The organism is Chroococcidiopsis sp. [FACHB-1243], assembly GCF_014696895.1.
Taxonomy (GTDB): Bacteria; Cyanobacteriota; Cyanobacteriia; order Cyanobacteriales; family Chroococcidiopsidaceae; genus Chroococcidiopsis.
Window position 1 is genome coordinate 43,231 of record NZ_JACJQX010000008.1, and the last position, 17,888, is coordinate 61,118.

Sequence of the window (17,888 nt, forward strand, 5' to 3'; positions counted from 1 at the left end):
AAGGTTTCTGGAACTGTCATCAATGGGAAAGACTCGCGCACGAATCGCAATAGACGCTATGGGGGGAGACCATGCACCCGCCGAAATTGTTGCTGGTGCTCTGCGAGCAAGGGACGAATTAGGCGTAGAGGTCATACTGGTGGGCGATCGCCACTCTATTGAAGCCGTCTTGCCCGCTAATACTAATCTCGGTCAGTTGGAAATCGTCCCTGCCCAAGGGACGATAGAAATGCACGAGGAGCCTCTGAGTGGCATTAGGCGCAAGCCCAAAGCTTCGATTAACGTAGCAATGAATTTGGTCAAACAACAGCAGGCAGATGCCGTAGTCTCAGCCGGACACTCCGGTGCAGCGATGGCATCGGCATTATTACGTTTGGGAAGACTATCAGGAATCGATCGCCCAGCGATTGGAGCCGTGTTTCCCACAATCGTTGCTAGCAAGCAAGTTTTGATCCTAGATGTGGGTGCAAACGTCGATTGTCGCCCCAAGTTCTTAGAACAATTTGCGGTTATGGGGACGGTGTACAGCAAATACGTTCTAGGTATTCCCGAACCTAAAGTCGGTTTACTAAATATTGGCGAGGAAGAATCCAAAGGGAACGATCTTGCGCTTCAAGCTTACCAACTGCTCCAAGCTAACCCTAAAGTTCCATTTGTCGGAAATGCCGAAGGGCGAGATATTCTCTCGGGTGATTTTGATGTAATCGTGTGCGATGGCTTTGCTGGTAACGTGCTGTTGAAATTTGCCGAAGCAGTGGGAGAAGTGTTGCTGCAAATCCTGCGCGAAGAATTACCCCAAGGATTGCACGGTCAGTTAGGCGTATCGCTGTTGCGACCAAACCTGAAACGGATCAAGCAGCGGGTAGATCATGCCGAACATGGAGGCGGATTGCTTTTGGGTGTCGCAGGGATCTGCATCATCAGCCACGGTAGCTCTCAAGCGCCGTCGATTTTTAATGCCATTCGTTTGGCAAGAGAAGCAGTAGATAACGAAGTGCTAGAGCGGATTCAAGGCTCAGTAGCGATCGCGGAAGAGTGAAGAGAGGGAGTCGGGAGTCGGTAGGGGCGAGTTTGGAAACCCGCCCGTACAGGAGTCGGGGGGCAAAATTTAAACATTTTCCCTCACCCCTCATCCCTCAATCCTCGCCCCTTAACTTGGGAGAAGCATGGTACAACAATCAGGCGTAATTATTACAGGTAGCGGTTCCGCCACACCAGCAACCGTGTTAGATAACCAGAGTCTCAGTCAACTGGTAGACACATCCGATGAGTGGATTAGAAGTCGTACGGGCATTGGTAGCAGGCGGCTAGCCACGGCAGCGGAGTCTTTAAGCTCGATCGCCGCTGCTGCTGGACGAGAGGCGATCGCGATGGCAGGCATTACGCCAGCCGAGATCGATCTGATCCTGTTAGCAACGTCCAGCGCCGACGATCTGTTTGGCAGCGCGTGTCAAGTCCAAGCACGGCTGGGCGCGAGTAATGCCGTAGCTTTCGATCTGACCGCAGCTTGTTCTGGATTCGTGTTTGGTATGGTTACTGCTGCCCAATACATCCGCACGGGAGTTTATCAGAACGTTTTGCTGATTGGGGCAGATGTGCTATCTCGTTGGGTAGACTGGGAAGATCGGCGCACCTGCGTCCTATTTGGCGATGGTGCGGGAGCTGTCGTGATGCAAGCAGACAAACGCGATCGCCTACTCGGATTTGAACTCAAAAGCGACGGTACGGAAAACCACTGTCTCAACCTCAGCTATCAGGGCAAACCGAAACAACTCATGGATGGGGTGGAAGTGACTCAAGGAACTTATCAACCCATCACCATGAACGGTAAAGAAGTCTATCGTTTTGCCGTGCAGAGAGTTCCAGAAGTCATTGACAAAGCCCTGTTTCGCGCCAATCTCACTGTTGACAACATCGATTGGTTGCTCCTACATCAAGCCAACCAGCGCATTCTCGATGCTGTAGCCGATCGCTTGAAAATTCCCGCCCATAAAGTTATTAGCAATCTCGCCCATTACGGCAACACCTCCGCCGCCTCCATTCCCCTCGCACTCGACGAAGCAGTCCGCCAAGGACAAGTGCAACCCAACCACATCATCGCCGCCTCTGGCTTTGGCGCAGGCTTAACCTGGGGAGCTGCCATTTTTCAGTGGAAATAGGTGAATCAGGGAGTAGGGAGTAGGGAGTAGGGAGCAGGGGGAGAAGAGAGCAGAGGGGCAGAGGGAGCAAAGGGGCAGAGGGAGCAGGGGAGCAATTACCCATTACCAATTACCAATTACCAACAAATGACTAAAACAGCATGGGTATTTCCAGGGCAAGGTTCGCAAGCAACTGGCATGGGGATGGATTTGTTAGAAATCGATTATGCCAAAGATAAGTTTGCCCAGGCAGAAGAAATTTTAGGTTGGTCTGTTATTGAAATTTGCCAGAGTGAAGATGATAGCCTGTCGCGCACGCTCTATACCCAGCCTTGTATGTATGTTGTAGAATCTATTCTTGCCGACTTGTTACGACAACAAGGACGACAACCAGACTTAGTAGCAGGTCATAGCTTAGGAGAATATGCTGCTCTCTACGTTGCTGGCGTATTTGATTGGTCTTCGGGATTACGTCTGATTAAACGTCGTGCTGAACTGATGGACGGCGTTTCTGGTGGGATGATGGCGGCTTTAATTGGTTTCGATCGCACCCAGCTAGAAACTCAACTGCAACAAATGTCCGATGTTGTCCTGGCAAATGATAATAGCCCAGCTCAGGTCGTAATTTCTGGCACTCCCACCGCCGTGCAAGAGTTGATTGCGAACATCAAAACGAAACGGGCTATGCCTTTAAAAGTATCGGGAGCTTTTCACTCGCCATTTATGGCAGCAGCAGCTAGCGAGTTTCAACAAGTATTAGAAACCATAACCTTTAACACGGCAACAATTCCAGTTTTATCGAATGTGGAACCAGTGCCAACTGTAGATGCAGCGATTTTGAAAGATCGCCTGACGCACCAAATGACAGGTGGCGTTCGTTGGCGCGAGACAGTTCAACGCTTTGTAGAAGCAGGCGTGCAACAGGTAGTAGAAATTGGTTCAGGTAACGTCCTGACCGGGTTAATCAAACGTACCTGCCCCGACATTAGCTTAGAAAATATTAGTGGTAAGGAAACACTGGTGTAGAGACGTTACATGTAACGTCTCTACACCAACTTTCAATTCACGATAATGCCAAGAGAACGCGAACCATTTGCCAGTCTGCTGCTGTATTACCTCTTTAAATATTCGGTAGTCAGTCCGATGCTGCACGCTTATTTTCGGGGACGCATTTTTGGTGCGGAAAATGTTCCTCAAAAGGGATCGTTGGTGGTAGTGAGCAATCATGCCAGTTATTTCGATCCGCCACTGCTCTCGGCTTGTGTCAGGCGACCAGTGGCTTACATGGCAAAAGAAGAGTTGTTTGACGTTCCGGTTTTGAAGCAAGCAATTGAGTTGTACGGTGCTTATCCCGTCAGTCGCGGGGCGGGCGATCGCAAGGCTATTCGTGCCGCACTAAAATGTTTAGAAGCAGGCTGGGCGATAGGCGTGTATTTAGAGGGAAAGCGCACGCCTGACGGACGCATTACCGATCCCAAACGCGGAGCCGCATTACTCGCTGCCAAAGCTCAAGCGCCACTCTTACCCGTCAGTCTGTGGGGAACCGAAAAAATTCTAATTAAAGGTTCTGCCGTTCCCCGTTCCGTTCCCATCACCGTGAGAATTGGCGAAGTTATTCCTCCTCCTACTTCCACTGACAAGGAAGAGTTACAAGCCGTCACGCAACAGTGCGCCGCCGCCATTACAAATTTGCACGAAATGGGAAGATAGTTATTAGTTATCAGCGAACAGGATGTGGGGTGTTGGTAGTTGGTAATGGGTAATGGGTAATTGGTAGTTGCTCCCTCAGCTCCCTCAGCTCCGCGACTCTCTCTTCTCCCCAGCTCCCTGCTCCCTATTAAACGATAAACTGTAAAAATATTGTCATAACCTCAGATTGATGGAAGATTTAAGAACAGAACTGGCAGAAAGTTTAGATAGAGCTGAGTGGGAGTGGTTAATTCCTCATGCGATGCGAGATGCATTGGTAGTTGTTGCACCACAACTCGATATTCTTGATGTTGGAGTGGCGATCGCCAATAATAACGTAACTGCGGTACAACATTGGATTGGTGAAGCATTGATTGCTAAGCCTTCTACTCATCAACTTTCTGATTGGAATAGCGATCGCGCTAAGCAGTTCAATACTCTGATCGTCCAGCCATACGTTCTCGTACAAGAGCTATCTGCTGCTTGAGGTAGGTGATTATTTCCAGCAGCTACCGTATGCTGTATTCCTAGCTGGAAATCTATGTTAAGCAAGTAGCGATCGTATTTATGAAGCCAGATATGCAGGAACCACCGAATTTTTGGGAACGCTTAAATAATTTGGTGTTGGTGCGTTTCTTGCTACTCTTTCTTTCTGGATGGGCTTCTATCTTGCTGCTGAAATATTTCGAGGATGTTATTGCAATTTTCTCATTTGCTGCGATCTTAGCGTTTTTACTCAGCTATCCCGTACAGTGGTTGCAAAAATACTTGCCTCGTTATGTAGCAGTTGCTATAGTTTTTCTAGTGAGTTTAGTATTAATTATTGCACTCACAATTACTGTTGGTTTATCGCTAGTATCTCAAGCACAACAGCTAATTAATAGTATTACAGCTTTTTTGAACTCTTTAATTCCATTAGTAGAAAACCTAGAGGTCTTTTTACGTAATCGAAATATTTTAGTAGATTTAAATGCGATTCAACAACAGTTACAAAATCAAATTCTCTCAGGACTGAGTGTGGGTTTAACTTATAGTTTTTCTACTATTCAAATATTTTTTACTAATTTTCTCAATTTAATTTTAATTGCTGTAGTTTCCTTTTTTATGCTGCTCGACGGTCAACGGCTTTGGAGCCTAATCTTAAAGTCTGTACCGAAAAATCGAAGGGCAAGATTTGAACTTATTGTGAAGCGGAAATTTTCTGGGTTCGTACAAGGTCAACTCATTTTAATGTTATTCTTAACGACTTCTAGCTTTATAGTTTTCTTATTATTAAACGTACCCTTCCCTTTAGTTTTAGCAGCAATTGTGGGGGTGTTTGATGCAATTCCTGGGATTGGAGCAACTTTAGGAGTTGGAATTATTTTTCTAATTGTTTTATCTCAAAATGTCTGGCTGGCATTAAAAGTATTAGCTGCTTGTATTATTTTGCAGCAGATTCAAGATAATTTAATTTCTCCTAGAGTGATGCAAGGTTCTTTAAACGTTAATCCAGTCGTAATCTTTTTTGCTTTATTAGTAGGAGCAAGAGTAGCAGGATTATTAGGTGTTTTTCTAGCTATTCCGATTGCTAGCGTGATTGTCAGTTTGTTTGAAATTGACGAAATGAAAGCAGAAGTGACTTAAATGTCATTTGTGACGAGTTTTTATCGTAGAGTGGGCAATGCCAACCTAAAGATATCATTATTGTGAACATTACCCACGTTACCAGTAACATAAAGATTTTTAAACTAGGGGATGTGACACCATGAAACCATACGTCTTTAGATGAAAATCTAATAGATAACGCTTTTTAAATGCATCGTTCCCTCACTAGCAAAAATTGCACTTGGTTGCAGAAATTTCTCGTAGCTATTTTAATTGTAGGTATATTTTTTCGCTTAATTAACCTCGATCGCAAAGTTTACTGGTTTGATGAAGGCTTTACTTCTTTAAGAGTTGGTGGTTATATCATTCGAGAAGTCGTACAGCAGACTTTTAACGGGAAAATAATTGATGTTAGCGAATTTCGGCAATATTTAAGTCCAAACCACAACCGCAATTGGCTAGATACGATCGAATCGTTAGCAATAGAAGATCCGCAGCATCCACCACTTTATTATTTGATGTTGCGTCAGTGGATGCAATGGTTTGGTAATTCGGTGACAGCTATCCGCAGTTTGTCGGCTGTTACTAGCTTACTTGTATTTCCTTGCATCTATTGGCTGTGCCGAGAATTATTTCCATTATCGCCCTTAACGGGATGGATGGCGATCGCTCTAGTGGCTATTTCTCCGTTTCACGTCCTCTACGCTCAAGAAGCGCGACAGTATAGTTTATGGACTGTGACAATTTTACTTTCTAGTGCTGCTTTATTACAAGCCAAGCGCTGCTACAGTCGGCTGAATTGGGGAATTTATGCGATCGCACTCGCATCTGCTCTATATACTTTTTTATTTTCTGCTTTTGTGGCGATCGCGCACGGAATTTATCTATTTGTAAGTGAAAATTCGAGTCGAAGGTGGCGCTGGACAAAAATAGTTCGAGCTTATTTATTGGCTACAAGTATAGCATTAGCGCTCTTCACCCCTTGGCTGGCGATCGCCATTCGTAACTATGGTAGATTGAGAGATTCAACGAACTGGATATCAGCAGCTAAAATATCTGCTTGTCAGCTAGTCTTTTCGTGGGGAAATACGATAAGACTAATGTTTTTCAATGCTACTAATTTAGACTTTTTAATCTTGCCATTGACTCTGATTTTAGTCGGATATGCAGCCTATTTCACCTATCGGTTTTCCGAACGTAAAGTTTGGTTGTTTCTCTTCACTCTATTTGGAGGTACAGCCTTATGTTTGGCAATTCCAGACTTTATCACTCAGGGACAAAGAACGCTACAAGCTCGATTTTTAATTCCCTGCTATCTCAGCATTCAAATTGCTGTTGCTTATCTTTTTACTACTAAAATTGTTTCCCCTCATTTTCCTCAATGGCAAAGAAAAATTTGGTTATGGATAGCGATCGCTGTTTTCACAGGTGGTATATTTTCTTCTACTAAAATTGCTTACTCAGAAACTGCATGGAATAAAGGTAAAAATCAAAACGATCTTGAAATTGCTCGAATTATCAATCAGGCTACTCGTCCGCTATTAGTTGTCAGTAATTATCAATCTCTGTACGATTGTAACGCTACTTATTTATTTTCTTTTAGCCATTTTCTAAATCCAAACGTTAAGCTTTTACTAGTCAATCAAAAAAATATTGAAATCAATGCAGAGCAATTTAGTAATGTATTTTTATATAATCCCTGCGGTTTGACAGACTTTAAATCTAGCTTTACAAGGGAGTTTTTAGCGCTGATAGCTCGGCTTAAAACAGAGCAAAATTATCTAATAGAGCCAATAAATGTCGAACATTCTAATGTTATTTGGTCATTAAAATCTGTGCAATGAACTGTAGGGGACGCACAGCCGTGCGCCCCCTACAAATGTATTTTACCTGCATAAGAAACGCGATAGTTACAGCCCTTCTTGACTTAAAAAATTTAGCCCCTAAATTTGACTTTTAACCTTGTAATCTGTCCTCAAAACTTCCGAATAGCCAGTTGTTAGTTTTGCTGTATTGATTGTCGGTTGCTTTGTAGCTTTTGGCATGTTGAAAAGAAAGTTTGTAAAAAGCCTAAAGCAGTAAATAGGAATTAGCAAAACCCAGAAAATAGTTGCTACAATTAAAATTGTAAAAGCTAAAAATCTATCTTCCACTGAAGGATTGGGCTGGCGATGAAAGAAGGTCATCCAATTCATCAAAAAGTAGCAACTGCCAGCTAAGAAAATGCAAATTGATGCTGCAATGATAGTGTTCATGCCAAATTCCACGGTTTGAGGTTAAACAGCGGTCACAAATAGTTCTTGAAATTTGCTATTTTGACGGTCATGCGTCATTTGCTAATTGCTAATATATTTCTCATCAGGGCTTTTCAGCTTAAATGAGACGTTAGATTTAGCAATCTGAGATAACTTGAAAATCGCTAGCAATCGCGTTATTGAATACACGTCATCGGCTTTTTATATTGTTTTTATTATTACTAACAACAATCGAGCGATAACTCTCCTTGCGAACAGTTTATGACATATGAAGTTGCGATCGACTCAAATTAACTTCAAATTAACTATTTTATGATTTGGCAGCAACCGCAAATTTGCCGATAGGTGAAATTATCTATATTTGTAATCGGGTGAAATTACGGAAAATCTAAAATTTTTAGAAAGATCGCTGAAAATTGACATATTTGAACTCAACAATTAACTGTAAGAGAGCAGAAAGATTGAAATACTTGCTGCTCCCTCACAAAAACTCTCATTGCTCTAGGCGATTGACGCAGTATGGAAAGGATAGTTTTCTGACTGACGGAGAGGCGATCGCGTCAATGTAAAATGACTTTGGATCGAATCGGTAAGAGTAAAGAAATTTAATAATTGTTCCGCACCTTGCTGAGGATTCCAGCCACATTGAAAATCAGGGAAAAACTGATGAATCTTGTCAAAAGTCATAAATAGACCGCGATCGCCAAAACCATGATGCCCAAAGCTAAAATTCTCAACTTGAAAAACTTCTGCTACCATAGCAGCAATTTCTATCAGTTGATAGTTATGATTTGTATCACCAACATTAAAAATTTGTAGATGAACGAGAGGACGCGGTGCTTGGAGAATGCAATTGATAATTTGGCAGATATCTAGAACGTGGACGACAGGACACCACGATAGACCCTTGCCAGGAATATTAATCTTGTTAGCCGTCCAAGCTAATCCTGCCATATTGTTGAGAACGACATCAAAGCGAATGCGGGGAGAAGCACCAAAAGCAATTGCCGGACGGAGAATTGTCGGCGAGAATTCTGCCGAGGCGATCGTCAATAGATTGCTTTCAATCGCAGCTTTACAAGTAGCAGAAGGAGTTTGAGGACGAACGAGAGATTCTTCCGTGACATATTCTTCCTCACCCGCACCATAAACGCTACAGGACGACAAATAAATAAAGCGACTGACTCCAGCAGCTTTGGCTAAGTTTGCCAAGTGCATAGCATCTCTGTAGTGGATGTTACAGGCGATTTGCGGATGCAAGGCTGGATTCCCGCAGATTTCTCCCGTATGTATAACTGCGTCAAAATTTTGCAAGTCGGTTACTGCCAGCTCAATCAAAGATAAGGCAGCGCCACCGTTCGCTTGACTGACGCTAATCACCTCATGACCTTGTTGTATGAAGCAGGCAACAACAAGGGAACCTACATATCCTTCAGGATCGGTAACGAGAATTTTCATTATTTTCCGATAGCACCCTTGAATATCAGTTATCAGTTGTCGTAGGGGCGGGTTCAACAAATAGATAGACAACTCAGGCAGTTTTTCTGCGGTCAAAACCCGCCCGTACAGTCGTAGTCGCAAATCACAACTAATTCCGAATTCCGAATTCCGAATTCCGAATTCTCCTTTACACTGCTACAGGAGATTTTGCAGTTGGCTGAATGCCGAAATACGCTTCTTGTTCTGCCCGTAATTGGTCGCAAAGTCTACCTGTGGGGAGTTCTACATCGTCGTAAGTGAGAACTTTATCTTTTGGCAGATCTCGCTTCAAGCGACAACCAACAGCCAAACCCATCGGTAAAAGATTTTGCGATCGCACCACATCGGCATTTTCGCATTGTCCGTAAGTCATGTACTCGCCAATGCCATCGAGAGTTTCTCCAGCTTTGAGGTCGATCTTGGCAGTGGTGACGACTTCGACTACAGCACCAGCAATCGGAGTCATGACAGGATCTTGACATAAAACCGCCCGCGCTACTGACAAGGGAACTTCAAAGTGGCAGAGATGGTAGGGAGTGTAAAAACTGTAGAGAGGACCTTCACCCAACTTGTAGAGATTGAGATAGTGTCTCTGTTTCGGGTCGTTGTGGGTTCCAAAGACATATACCCCTGGACCTGGTTTAGCGCCAACGGCATAATCGACGATCCCACCTAATGCTTTTAATTGGTCGAGATCGTATTTATTGGTCATTTCGTCTACATGACCGTCGTGATAGTAGCCCAACATGCCGCGCTGGGCAACTTGCATACCTGTCGCGTTAGCCACGATCGCCTGCTCGAAAGAAATCTTGGTTCCATCAGCAAAACTCGTTACCATACAAGGGTTTTGTCCCCAACGCTGCGCAAAGCCTGCTTGGGTGGTAGGATTGCGGTAAGGATCTTGTAGTCCTTTAATATTGCCGCAGACGAGCGGAGTTAAACCGATACTCTTGACAAAACGGTAGAGATTCATCTGCACGCCTGGTTGGTCGCCATCGCAAGCAGAGAGGATAACCCCAGCGCGATCGGCATAGATTTTGAGGATAGGACCGATCGTCCCGTCGAGTTCCGCATTCATCATAATGACATGCTTGCGGTGGGCGATCGCCTTCATAACGACATGCGCCCCAAATTCTACCGCGCCCGTGACTTCAATCAAAGCATCAATGCCCGTAGCTTGACACAACAGCATTGCGTCATCTGTGACGGCATACTGTCCGGCGGCGATCGCTGCTTCTAAGCCAGATACAGTCTGGACGGCTTTTGCGTCTTCTATTCCCGCTTCCCGATAAGCACGGATAGCTTTATCGACATCGCGGTTAAAAATCGCCACCAGTTCCATACCTGGGACGGAATTAATAATTTGGTTGGCAATACCGCGTCCCATAAAGCCAGCACCAATCATCCCCACGCGAACGGGGTTGCCTGCTTCTGCTCTTGCTTGTAAAGCGCGATCGACAATGATCATGATGTATGTTCCTTGAGTCAGTTATCAGTTATCAGTTATCAGTTGTTGTAGGGGCGGGTTTAGCCAATCGATGAACGACTGAGATAGTTAGTCTTCGGTCAAAACCCGCCCCTACTGGTACGGGTGGGTTGAGCGAAAGACTCATACCCACAGCAGTAAATCTTTGTTCCAAACCCGCCCTTGCAGCAGTTGTCAGTAATAGGTATCTTGCCGCACATAACAATATGGATTGAAAGTGGTTTTTGGTTTATTGTTCCGAGACAGTACAACTTCAATCCTCTGGTATCGTTGAGGGTAGGCAGAAGTTACGCATTTGAAATTTAAAATCTCGATCCCCCCTAGCCCCCCTTGTCAAGGGGGAACAAATGCTCCTCTTCTAATACCAATTACATTTTCCTGGCAACAGAATCTAGTATGTAGCCCCCCTTGTGAAGGGGGGTTGGGGGGATCTGCTCCGGCGTAGGCGAATTCCTGGCAACAGAATCTAGTATGTAGCCCCCCTTGTGAAGGGGGGTTGGGGGGATCTGCTCCGGCGTAGTTGAAAAATCCCAAGGAGGGACAAAATGCCACTCCTGCAAGGGTTTCACTTGGCGATCGCCTCAACTACGCCACTATACTAATTTGAGTTGAATTAGGACTCATATTTAATTTTTGAAATCTACGTAGGATGCGTTACGCCAAAGGCTAACGCATCACTCTCGGTTTTTGGTGCGTTACGCAAGCGCGTAACACACCCTACCCATACTGAGATTTTTCCGCACGTTATGCTTTAGTTTTACCGAAATTAAGCAATAATTTGGATTTGCTGCCAATTCAAACTAGGTAAGCTCCTGAGTCTGGCTATGGTAATAGCTGCATCAATCCCAACTCCATCTTGGTCAAAACTCAGGATGCCCGTGGCAGTATTGTAGAGAAAGTTGGCGCTTGTACCCAGAGCGAGGGGATTATCGCTGCTGACAAAAACACCTGTTGCTGCTTCTGTCAAGCTCAAAGGCGTACCTGCAATTAAGCCACCACCAAAATTAGCAGCAGAGAATTGAAAAAAGTCATCTGTACCAAAATCGGTAATGGTGTCGCTACCGTGATGAGATGAGCGATAGATAAAGGTATCTATACCCCCACCTCCAGTTAGAATATCCCTACTTGCACCACCTTCTAGGACGTTGTTACTAACATTGCCTAATAATTTATCCCTATAAGCCGTACCAATAACGTTTTCAACACTGCTTATGGTGTCGCGCTCCACGAGCGCGTCATACCATTTATTCCCAATTTTTTTGTAGCCTTGAGAACTGGGGTGAACGCCATCTGACCCGAGATCGTTAATGGTTAAACTACCCTCTGCATCTACAAAAGCAACTTTTTTACCTTGGCTAACTTTGTTGTTAACCAGTTGGGGAAGCAGAGCGTTAAAGTCTTCGGCGTTTTCTGCTGCTTCTGGTTTTACACCTTTAGATCCATTTGGATCGATCGGTGCAATGGAGGAAACAAAAATCTGCGTGTTGGGTGACTGTTGCGCAATGCGATCGATCAGGCGGCTCAGATCGCCATACATTTCATTGACAGAACTCGATCCCGTATCGTTTGTGCCAATCGTCAATAGTATAATGTGCGGCTGATAGGTTTTGAGTATACCCGTGTCGAGTAAAGCAGAAATCTCATCAGTCGTCCATCCGCCATGTCCCTCATGGTCTTTATCGCCAAGACTGCTAGATCCATTGGATAGCGAACCCACAAAATCTATGCTCAAACCATCTGCGACAAAATTTTGCCACAACTGTATCCGGTAGGCTCCTGGAGTCGGTTCGACACTGTGTCCGCCTGCGGTTTTAGAATCGCCAAGGGGCATAATTCTCGGCGTTCCTGACGTTCCGTATATCGGCGCTAAGATAACACCTCGGTTGAGATCGGCTACAATCCCCCTGGTGGATTGGCTGTAGTCTACGGTATCGATACCGTCACCGCCAATCAGACGATCTTTACCCTTACCTCCAATCAGAATATCGTTACCTGCTCCACCATCAATAGTATCGTCACCCCCAGCTCCATTGATGATGTCATTTTGGCGATCGCCACGCAAAATTTCGGTAGCTTCAGTACCGTTAATCGCGCTCAACTCTAGACTCCTACACTCACGGGTTCTAATAGTAATGACCAAGTTGCATCTTTAGGCGAAATCTCGCTCACAGGTAAGCGCCACTCAATCGCCAGCGCCGGATCGTTGTAGCGCAGTCCTTTTTCGTAACCTGGAGTGTAAAACTCGCTCACTTGATACACGACTTCAGCATTAGGCGTGAGGGTTTGATAGCCATGAGCAAACAAATCCGGTACGTATAAAGCTCTGCGGTTCTCCGCCGAGAGTTCTACGCCAATATGTGACAAATATGTCGGAGAATCAGGACGCATATCGATAATTACGTCGTAAATTGCACCTTGAGTACACCGGACTAACTTAGTTTCTGTAGCTGGGGGAGTTTGATAGTGCATACCCCTGAGCGTGCCTTTTTTGTGGTTAAAAGACAAATTACACTGAGCAACAGTTGGCTTCAATCCATGGTCGATAAATTCCTTCATGCAAAAAGTTCGAGCAAAGAAACCTCTGCTATCAACTCGCTCGTCTAAGTCAATAATGAATGCGCCTTTGAGTTTTGTTTCGATAAATTTCATGAATTTCTCCAAAAAAATTGCAATGAATGTCTATAACTAAACCCGAACTTTCCGTCCTCATCTTGAGATTTAAAGCAGTGCTTTATCTCTACAATTTGTTGTAAGCATCATGTCGTTGAGAAATTACCTTAGCAGGTACGCCCACTGCTACAGAGTAAGGTGGAATATCTTTAGTGACCACAGCTCCAGCTCCAATTACACTTCCTCTACCAAGGGTTACTCCATCAACAACTCTGACTCCACTACCCAGCCAGCAATCATCCTCAATGACAATTCCCTTTTCTTTGTAAATAATTCCTTGTCCTCTAATGGGACGAGTACAATCCGAAAAATTATGATTGCCAGCATAAATTCCGCCATGAGAAGCAATCAAACAGTTCTTTCCAATGCTGATAGATTTACCAGATAAACAGGTATAGGGACCAATATGAGTATTTGCGCCAATCTCAATCGTACCCATCCGATGAACTTTGATATCAACTCCACGTTCAATTAATGTCCCATCTCCGATCCGAATTCTGCTATTGTGAGCGGAGCTTTTCAAGCGAACGCCAGACTCAAGGGTAACTGAATCTCCAATCCAGATTTTGCTATGTTTTCCGACGTTTTTTAAGATAACTCCAGACTCAATCGTAGTTCTGTTGCCAATTTCGATTCCATGAGGACGTAGAAGTTGAACGCCTCGATGAATTTGAACAGATGTACCTAATCGCGCAAAGATAGTGCGATAGAGCGGCATTTTCAAAATCGAAAATGGAATCCATTCTAGTAATTTAGTGACTAAAGCTTCTTTTCTATAAAGCCAATTTGAAGAAGGCGGATCGTTGACGAAATTCATGATACTGTATCTCTCTACTGAGTTTTAATTTGTCCAATATTCCCATCCAATTTTTTTTAAATTGAAACTTTTAGTTACCTAGCAGTGCGTTTAGGATTGGGATAACTTGTGAAAAATTCTATAACTTTGCTTCAAGATACTACACAAATTTTCAGACAAAGAAGCATTGACAATTTAACACTTAATTTAATTAAGTGCAGCCTCACCAGTTGTTAATACTCCACTTTCAGAATTTTGATTTTCTTTTGGTGACAACTTAGGAGTAGCCTTGCTTAATACCTGTTTCAAGACTTCTTGATACCGTACAGCGTTGAATGTGTTTGTAACTTTTTGACGACTCTGTTCCCAATCCACAGGATAAGCTACACCGTGAATAATATTTAAAATTGACATGACAATTGACTCAGCCGCAGGTTCGCACGTCCAAAAGTCTATCTCAGGGTTAAAAAATTCGGTCAAGGCAGGAGCATTCATAGTTAAAATTGGAAGTCTCATAGCAAGAGCTTCATTCAATTTATTTGGGAGAGCATGGCGTGCTGCATCTCCATCTCCGAAGATACCTAATGCTAGATCGCAGTTCTCGACTAAATATTTAGGTAAAGAGCCATCAGCAAAGTTGAGATCTTTTCTGAGAAAAACACAATCTTCAAGATTTGCTAGCTGAATCTTCTCAGCATAAGTGGCAAAAATAGGTCGGTCTACACCAAATAAATCGCAAGTAAACTGAACTTCTTTTTCCTTTAAAGTTTGCATTGCTTGCAAAATCTTGTCTATGCCGTGCAGCGGAATAAACGTTCCCCACCAGCAAATTTTAAGTACGCCATCCTGCATGAAGCTTCTTTGATGCAGTAGCGTAGTAGAAGTATTGCAGTTAGGAGCAATAAAAACCTTACTGCGATCGACATGAATATCGAGTAGTTTTTCCCAATATACTAATTCATAATCGGCACTATGGATCAAATAATCCGATTTAGTGAGAGCTAAAATATCGAACTCCTTAAAGGCTTTAGCTTTTTTATCGTCAACCTTAATCGTTTTGTATTCTTTTACATAGTTGTCATATAACGAGATATGCATTTCTACAATCAATTTTTTGCGCAGGAGCTTAGCAACCCAAAGAACATTTTTGATATAAATGGTATTTTTGGGCAGCAAATATATAACATCGGCAAAGATAGCCTTAACAAAAAAGTCGAGCCAAGAAAATAGAGTTAAGAACTTGTTGCTCGTCCAATAAAAGTCGGGATTAAATTGAGCAATACAATATTGCGATCGCTGAAGTAGATCGATCAAGACCTTGGAACGATAATTGACCGGAAAAGACTTGCCATATAGCAAAATTTTGATTGCTCTTGTGTTGTTTGACACGGTTGTTTCAGTCCTGAGTTGAAATAGAGTGTAGGGTGTGATAGCAATTCTCGATTGTGTGGATGACATTTGTAGGGGCGCACAGCTGTGCGCCCCTACAGACGTGTATTGCATCTAATTGACAACCGCCATGAGGGAAAGAGAGCAGAGGGAGCAACTACCAATTACCAATTAATGCTTCGGTGGAACTTTCTCTTGTCCCCCCCTTTCATAAGGGGAGCCACTTACGTGCGGAGGTGTCCTCCGTTGAGTAAAGTGGCGTGGGTTAGGGGGGGATCTCTTCTTCAGTAGTGCAGTTGACGATCCCCCAACCCCCTTCAAAAGGGGGCTAAGAAAAAAGTCGCATATGGGGTAATTACCAATTACCAAAATCTGGTGTTAGCTCATCTGACTAACTTCATGTTGCATTTGGTGATACTTCCAGAGATTACCCCGCTGTTGCAACAACTCTTGATAAGTTCCTTGTTCGAGAATTCGTCCTTGTTCTAGCACGACAACCTTATCGGCGCGAACAATAGTTGAAAGCCTGTGAGCGATCGCAATCACCGTGCGCCCTTGAGATAGCTTTTCTAATGACTCTTGAATCAGTCGCTCGGAAACGGAGTCTAAAGCACTTGTCGCCTCATCTAAAATTAAAATATCTGGGTCGCGTAACAAGGCACGGGCGATCGCCAACCGCTGGCGCTGACCTCCAGATAATCGTACTCCCCGTTCTCCCAATTGAGTATCAAAGCCTTCAGGTAGTTTATGGATAAATTCCAGCGCATTAGCGAGTCGAGCCGCTTCCCAAACCGCGTCTTCATCTACCGCTTCTAAAGCGTAGGCAATATTGTCTCGCACAGAAGCATTGAAGATAAATGTATCCTGACTGACTACAGCTAGCTTGCGACGCAGCGATTTAATGTCATAATTTTGCAGATCGATACCATCAATAAAGATTTGTCCTTGGGTCGGGTCGTAAAATCGCGGAATTAAATCGGCTAATGTCGTTTTGCCAGCACCAGAAGATCCAACTAATGCCGTCATTTCACCACAGTTAATCGTCAGCTTGATGTTATGCAATACTGAATGTTGCTTGTCGTACCCAAAATCTACAGACACAAACTCAATCGCTCGCTGTAACTTGGAAAACTGAAGTTTGCCATTGCGTAAATACGTTTTGTTATCAGTCCGCAACAGCTCTTTGATATTGCTGAACGATCCCTGAAAACTGCTGAACTTCGCCCTGGCTCCATCTAATTGACGGCGAATTGGCATTAGACGTAACAAGACAAACAGAAATGTCAACAAACCTGCTGGTTGCAGTTGTCCGTTTGGGATTAAAACAGCAAACGCTAAGAACAAAATGCCAAACAGGATAAAAGTAGCTATCCCTTCCGAGACAGGTTCTACTAACGCTTGGGCAGCTCTGGATTTAGTACTAGCCTGCAACAGTTGCAGACTTGCATCCTGAAACCGCTTGCGCTCGAAGTCTTGGGCAGCGAAAGCTTGAACGGTGCGAATTCCATTGATAAATTCCAACGCTACTGAAACATACCAGCGTCGAGCCTTTGTGGTAGCAAAACTCGCTTCTCGGATCTGCCCTAATAGACTTGTTATCCCCACCGATAGCAAGCCGAACATCATGGCTGTAATTGCCGTCAACTGCCAGGACAGCATGAACATGGAGATCGTATATGCGATGAGAGTCGAACCCCGCGTGAAAAAAGTAGCCAGAACATCAAAAGCCAGCGTAATTTGATTGACTTCGCTCGTCAGGCTGTTAACTAAATTTCCCGCACGGGTCTTGGTGAAAAAACTCAAGCTGAGTGCTTGCAACTGCTCGAAAACTTGCAAGCTTAACCGATATCCTAAAGTATACTGAGCCGTAAAAACGTAAAGCCGTCCTAAGTACGTCAAGCCCAACCGCAGTAGAGTTGTGAGCAGAACTAAAGCAGACGAGCGGAAGAGTCGCTCGCTGGCAGAAGCATTGACCGCTAAAATCCAAACATCAAACCAGCCCACCCCAGTTTGAATTGGTTTGGCGTTGGGATTGAGTACGCTATGTAAGACAGCTAAGATAAACCCAACTCCAAAGCCCTCCAATACTGCCGCTGACAACGTGAAAACTGCTGCCAGAATTGCAATTTGCCGAAAGTGCTTGAACTCGCGCAGGATAAAATAATATTCTTTCCAAAAGCTCGTAGCTACTAGAAAATTGCGAACTGGCGTGGGAAGTTTGATATGCATGTGATTTCTAGATATATGATTTCTAGATATTGATTGCGAATGAGCGATCGCCAAATATGCGTGATAAATGGGGTGTGGAGTTTAGGGTTTAGGGTGTGGGGTTCAATTGTGACTGGTGACTGGTGGCTAGTGGGTGATGGAACCAGAATTGTCCCCCTTGTCCCCCTTGT

At 44.1% G+C, this 17,888-nt stretch carries 16 protein-coding genes; 7 read left to right on the top strand and 9 right to left on the bottom strand.

The window, feature by feature from the left end:
- Window positions 1–22: 22 nt before the first annotated feature.
- The 7 genes from plsX (at window position 23) to H6G17_RS07965 (ending at window position 7,258) form a co-directional block, all read left to right on the top strand.
- Window positions 23–1,039: a phosphate acyltransferase PlsX gene (gene plsX / locus H6G17_RS07935; RefSeq protein WP_015152785.1), complete on the top strand. Its 1,017-nt coding sequence runs from the start codon at window positions 23–25 to the stop codon at window positions 1,037–1,039.
- Window positions 1,040–1,166: 127 nt separating this feature from the next.
- Window positions 1,167–2,159: a beta-ketoacyl-ACP synthase 3 gene (locus H6G17_RS07940; protein WP_192155897.1), complete on the top strand. Its 993-nt coding sequence runs from the start codon at window positions 1,167–1,169 to the stop codon at window positions 2,157–2,159.
- Between the two features lie 126 nt (window positions 2,160–2,285).
- The gene (gene fabD, locus H6G17_RS07945; RefSeq protein ID WP_192155899.1) at window positions 2,286–3,164 is read left to right on the top strand and encodes an ACP S-malonyltransferase; all 879 of its coding nucleotides are present in this window, start codon (window positions 2,286–2,288) and stop codon (window positions 3,162–3,164) included.
- 45 nt (window positions 3,165–3,209) lie between these two features.
- Window positions 3,210–3,848, top strand: a complete 639-nt coding sequence (locus H6G17_RS07950; RefSeq protein WP_192155901.1) for a lysophospholipid acyltransferase family protein — start codon at window positions 3,210–3,212, stop codon at window positions 3,846–3,848.
- Between the two features lie 169 nt (window positions 3,849–4,017).
- Window positions 4,018–4,314 carry a DUF2288 domain-containing protein gene (locus tag H6G17_RS07955; RefSeq protein ID WP_192155903.1) on the top strand — a complete coding sequence of 99 codons (297 nt, stop codon included), beginning with the start codon at window positions 4,018–4,020 and terminating at the stop codon, window positions 4,312–4,314.
- Between the two features lie 80 nt (window positions 4,315–4,394).
- A complete protein-coding gene (locus H6G17_RS07960; protein ID WP_192155905.1) occupies window positions 4,395–5,453 on the top strand; it encodes an AI-2E family transporter in 1,059 nt (352 codons plus the stop codon).
- A gap of 170 nt (window positions 5,454–5,623) precedes the next feature.
- On the top strand, window positions 5,624–7,258 hold the full coding sequence (locus H6G17_RS07965) for a glycosyltransferase family 39 protein (RefSeq protein WP_192155907.1): 1,635 nt from the start codon (window positions 5,624–5,626) through the stop codon (window positions 7,256–7,258).
- Window positions 7,259–7,357: 99 nt separating this feature from the next.
- Here H6G17_RS07965 and H6G17_RS07970 read toward each other — a convergent pair whose 3' ends face one another.
- The 9 genes from H6G17_RS07970 to hepA form a co-directional block, all read right to left on the bottom strand.
- Window positions 7,358–7,669 carry a hypothetical protein gene (locus H6G17_RS07970; protein ID WP_192155909.1) on the bottom strand — a complete coding sequence of 104 codons (312 nt, stop codon included), beginning with the start codon at window positions 7,667–7,669 and terminating at the stop codon, window positions 7,358–7,360.
- A 501-nt stretch (window positions 7,670–8,170) separates the two neighbouring features.
- A complete protein-coding gene (locus H6G17_RS07975) occupies window positions 8,171–9,127 on the bottom strand; it encodes an SDR family oxidoreductase (protein WP_192155911.1) in 957 nt (318 codons plus the stop codon).
- Window positions 9,128–9,296: 169 nt separating this feature from the next.
- Window positions 9,297–10,616 carry a Gfo/Idh/MocA family oxidoreductase gene (locus H6G17_RS07980; RefSeq protein WP_192155913.1) on the bottom strand — a complete coding sequence of 440 codons (1,320 nt, stop codon included), beginning with the start codon at window positions 10,614–10,616 and terminating at the stop codon, window positions 9,297–9,299.
- 31 nt (window positions 10,617–10,647) lie between these two features.
- Window positions 10,648–10,839 (bottom strand): hypothetical protein, encoded by a 192-nt coding sequence (locus tag H6G17_RS07985; protein WP_192155915.1) that lies wholly within the window; start codon window positions 10,837–10,839, stop codon window positions 10,648–10,650.
- Window positions 10,840–11,400: 561 nt separating this feature from the next.
- Window positions 11,401–12,732 carry a GDSL-type esterase/lipase family protein gene (locus H6G17_RS07990; RefSeq protein ID WP_192155917.1) on the bottom strand — a complete coding sequence of 444 codons (1,332 nt, stop codon included), beginning with the start codon at window positions 12,730–12,732 and terminating at the stop codon, window positions 11,401–11,403.
- A gap of 2 nt (window positions 12,733–12,734) precedes the next feature.
- On the bottom strand, window positions 12,735–13,283 hold the full coding sequence (rfbC, locus tag H6G17_RS07995; protein WP_192155919.1) for a dTDP-4-dehydrorhamnose 3,5-epimerase: 549 nt from the start codon (window positions 13,281–13,283) through the stop codon (window positions 12,735–12,737).
- Window positions 13,284–13,371: 88 nt separating this feature from the next.
- Window positions 13,372–14,121, bottom strand: coding sequence for an acyltransferase (locus H6G17_RS33960; protein ID WP_192155921.1), 750 nt, complete (start codon window positions 14,119–14,121; stop codon window positions 13,372–13,374).
- A 186-nt stretch (window positions 14,122–14,307) separates the two neighbouring features.
- Window positions 14,308–15,489 carry a glycosyltransferase family 1 protein gene (locus H6G17_RS08005; protein ID WP_192155923.1) on the bottom strand — a complete coding sequence of 394 codons (1,182 nt, stop codon included), beginning with the start codon at window positions 15,487–15,489 and terminating at the stop codon, window positions 14,308–14,310.
- 378 nt (window positions 15,490–15,867) lie between these two features.
- Window positions 15,868–17,718, bottom strand: coding sequence for a heterocyst formation ABC transporter subunit HepA (hepA, locus tag H6G17_RS08010; protein WP_192155925.1), 1,851 nt, complete (start codon window positions 17,716–17,718; stop codon window positions 15,868–15,870).
- Between the last annotated feature and the right edge of the window lie 170 nt (window positions 17,719–17,888).

Bases quoted from the DNA above. Each gene is read 5' to 3' on its own strand.
- H6G17_RS07950 (WP_192155901.1), top strand. From the start codon at position 3,210: ATGCCAAGAGAACGCGAACCATTTGCCAGTCTGCTGCTGTATTACCTC.
- plsX (WP_015152785.1), top strand. From the start codon at position 23: ATGGGAAAGACTCGCGCACGAATCGCAATAGACGCTATGGGGGGAGAC.
- hepA (WP_192155925.1), bottom strand. From the start codon at position 17,718: ATGCATATCAAACTTCCCACGCCAGTTCGCAATTTTCTAGTAGCTACG.
- fabD (WP_192155899.1), top strand. From the start codon at position 2,286: ATGACTAAAACAGCATGGGTATTTCCAGGGCAAGGTTCGCAAGCAACT.
- H6G17_RS07975 (WP_192155911.1), bottom strand. From the start codon at position 9,127: ATGAAAATTCTCGTTACCGATCCTGAAGGATATGTAGGTTCCCTTGTT.
- H6G17_RS07960 (WP_192155905.1), top strand. From the start codon at position 4,395: ATGAAGCCAGATATGCAGGAACCACCGAATTTTTGGGAACGCTTAAAT.
- H6G17_RS07955 (WP_192155903.1), top strand. From the start codon at position 4,018: ATGGAAGATTTAAGAACAGAACTGGCAGAAAGTTTAGATAGAGCTGAG.
- H6G17_RS07970 (WP_192155909.1), bottom strand. From the start codon at position 7,669: ATGAACACTATCATTGCAGCATCAATTTGCATTTTCTTAGCTGGCAGT.
- H6G17_RS07940 (WP_192155897.1), top strand. From the start codon at position 1,167: ATGGTACAACAATCAGGCGTAATTATTACAGGTAGCGGTTCCGCCACA.
- H6G17_RS07980 (WP_192155913.1), bottom strand. From the start codon at position 10,616: ATGATCATTGTCGATCGCGCTTTACAAGCAAGAGCAGAAGCAGGCAAC.
- H6G17_RS07965 (WP_192155907.1), top strand. From the start codon at position 5,624: ATGCATCGTTCCCTCACTAGCAAAAATTGCACTTGGTTGCAGAAATTT.
- rfbC (WP_192155919.1), bottom strand. From the start codon at position 13,283: ATGAAATTTATCGAAACAAAACTCAAAGGCGCATTCATTATTGACTTA.
- H6G17_RS33960 (WP_192155921.1), bottom strand. From the start codon at position 14,121: ATGAATTTCGTCAACGATCCGCCTTCTTCAAATTGGCTTTATAGAAAA.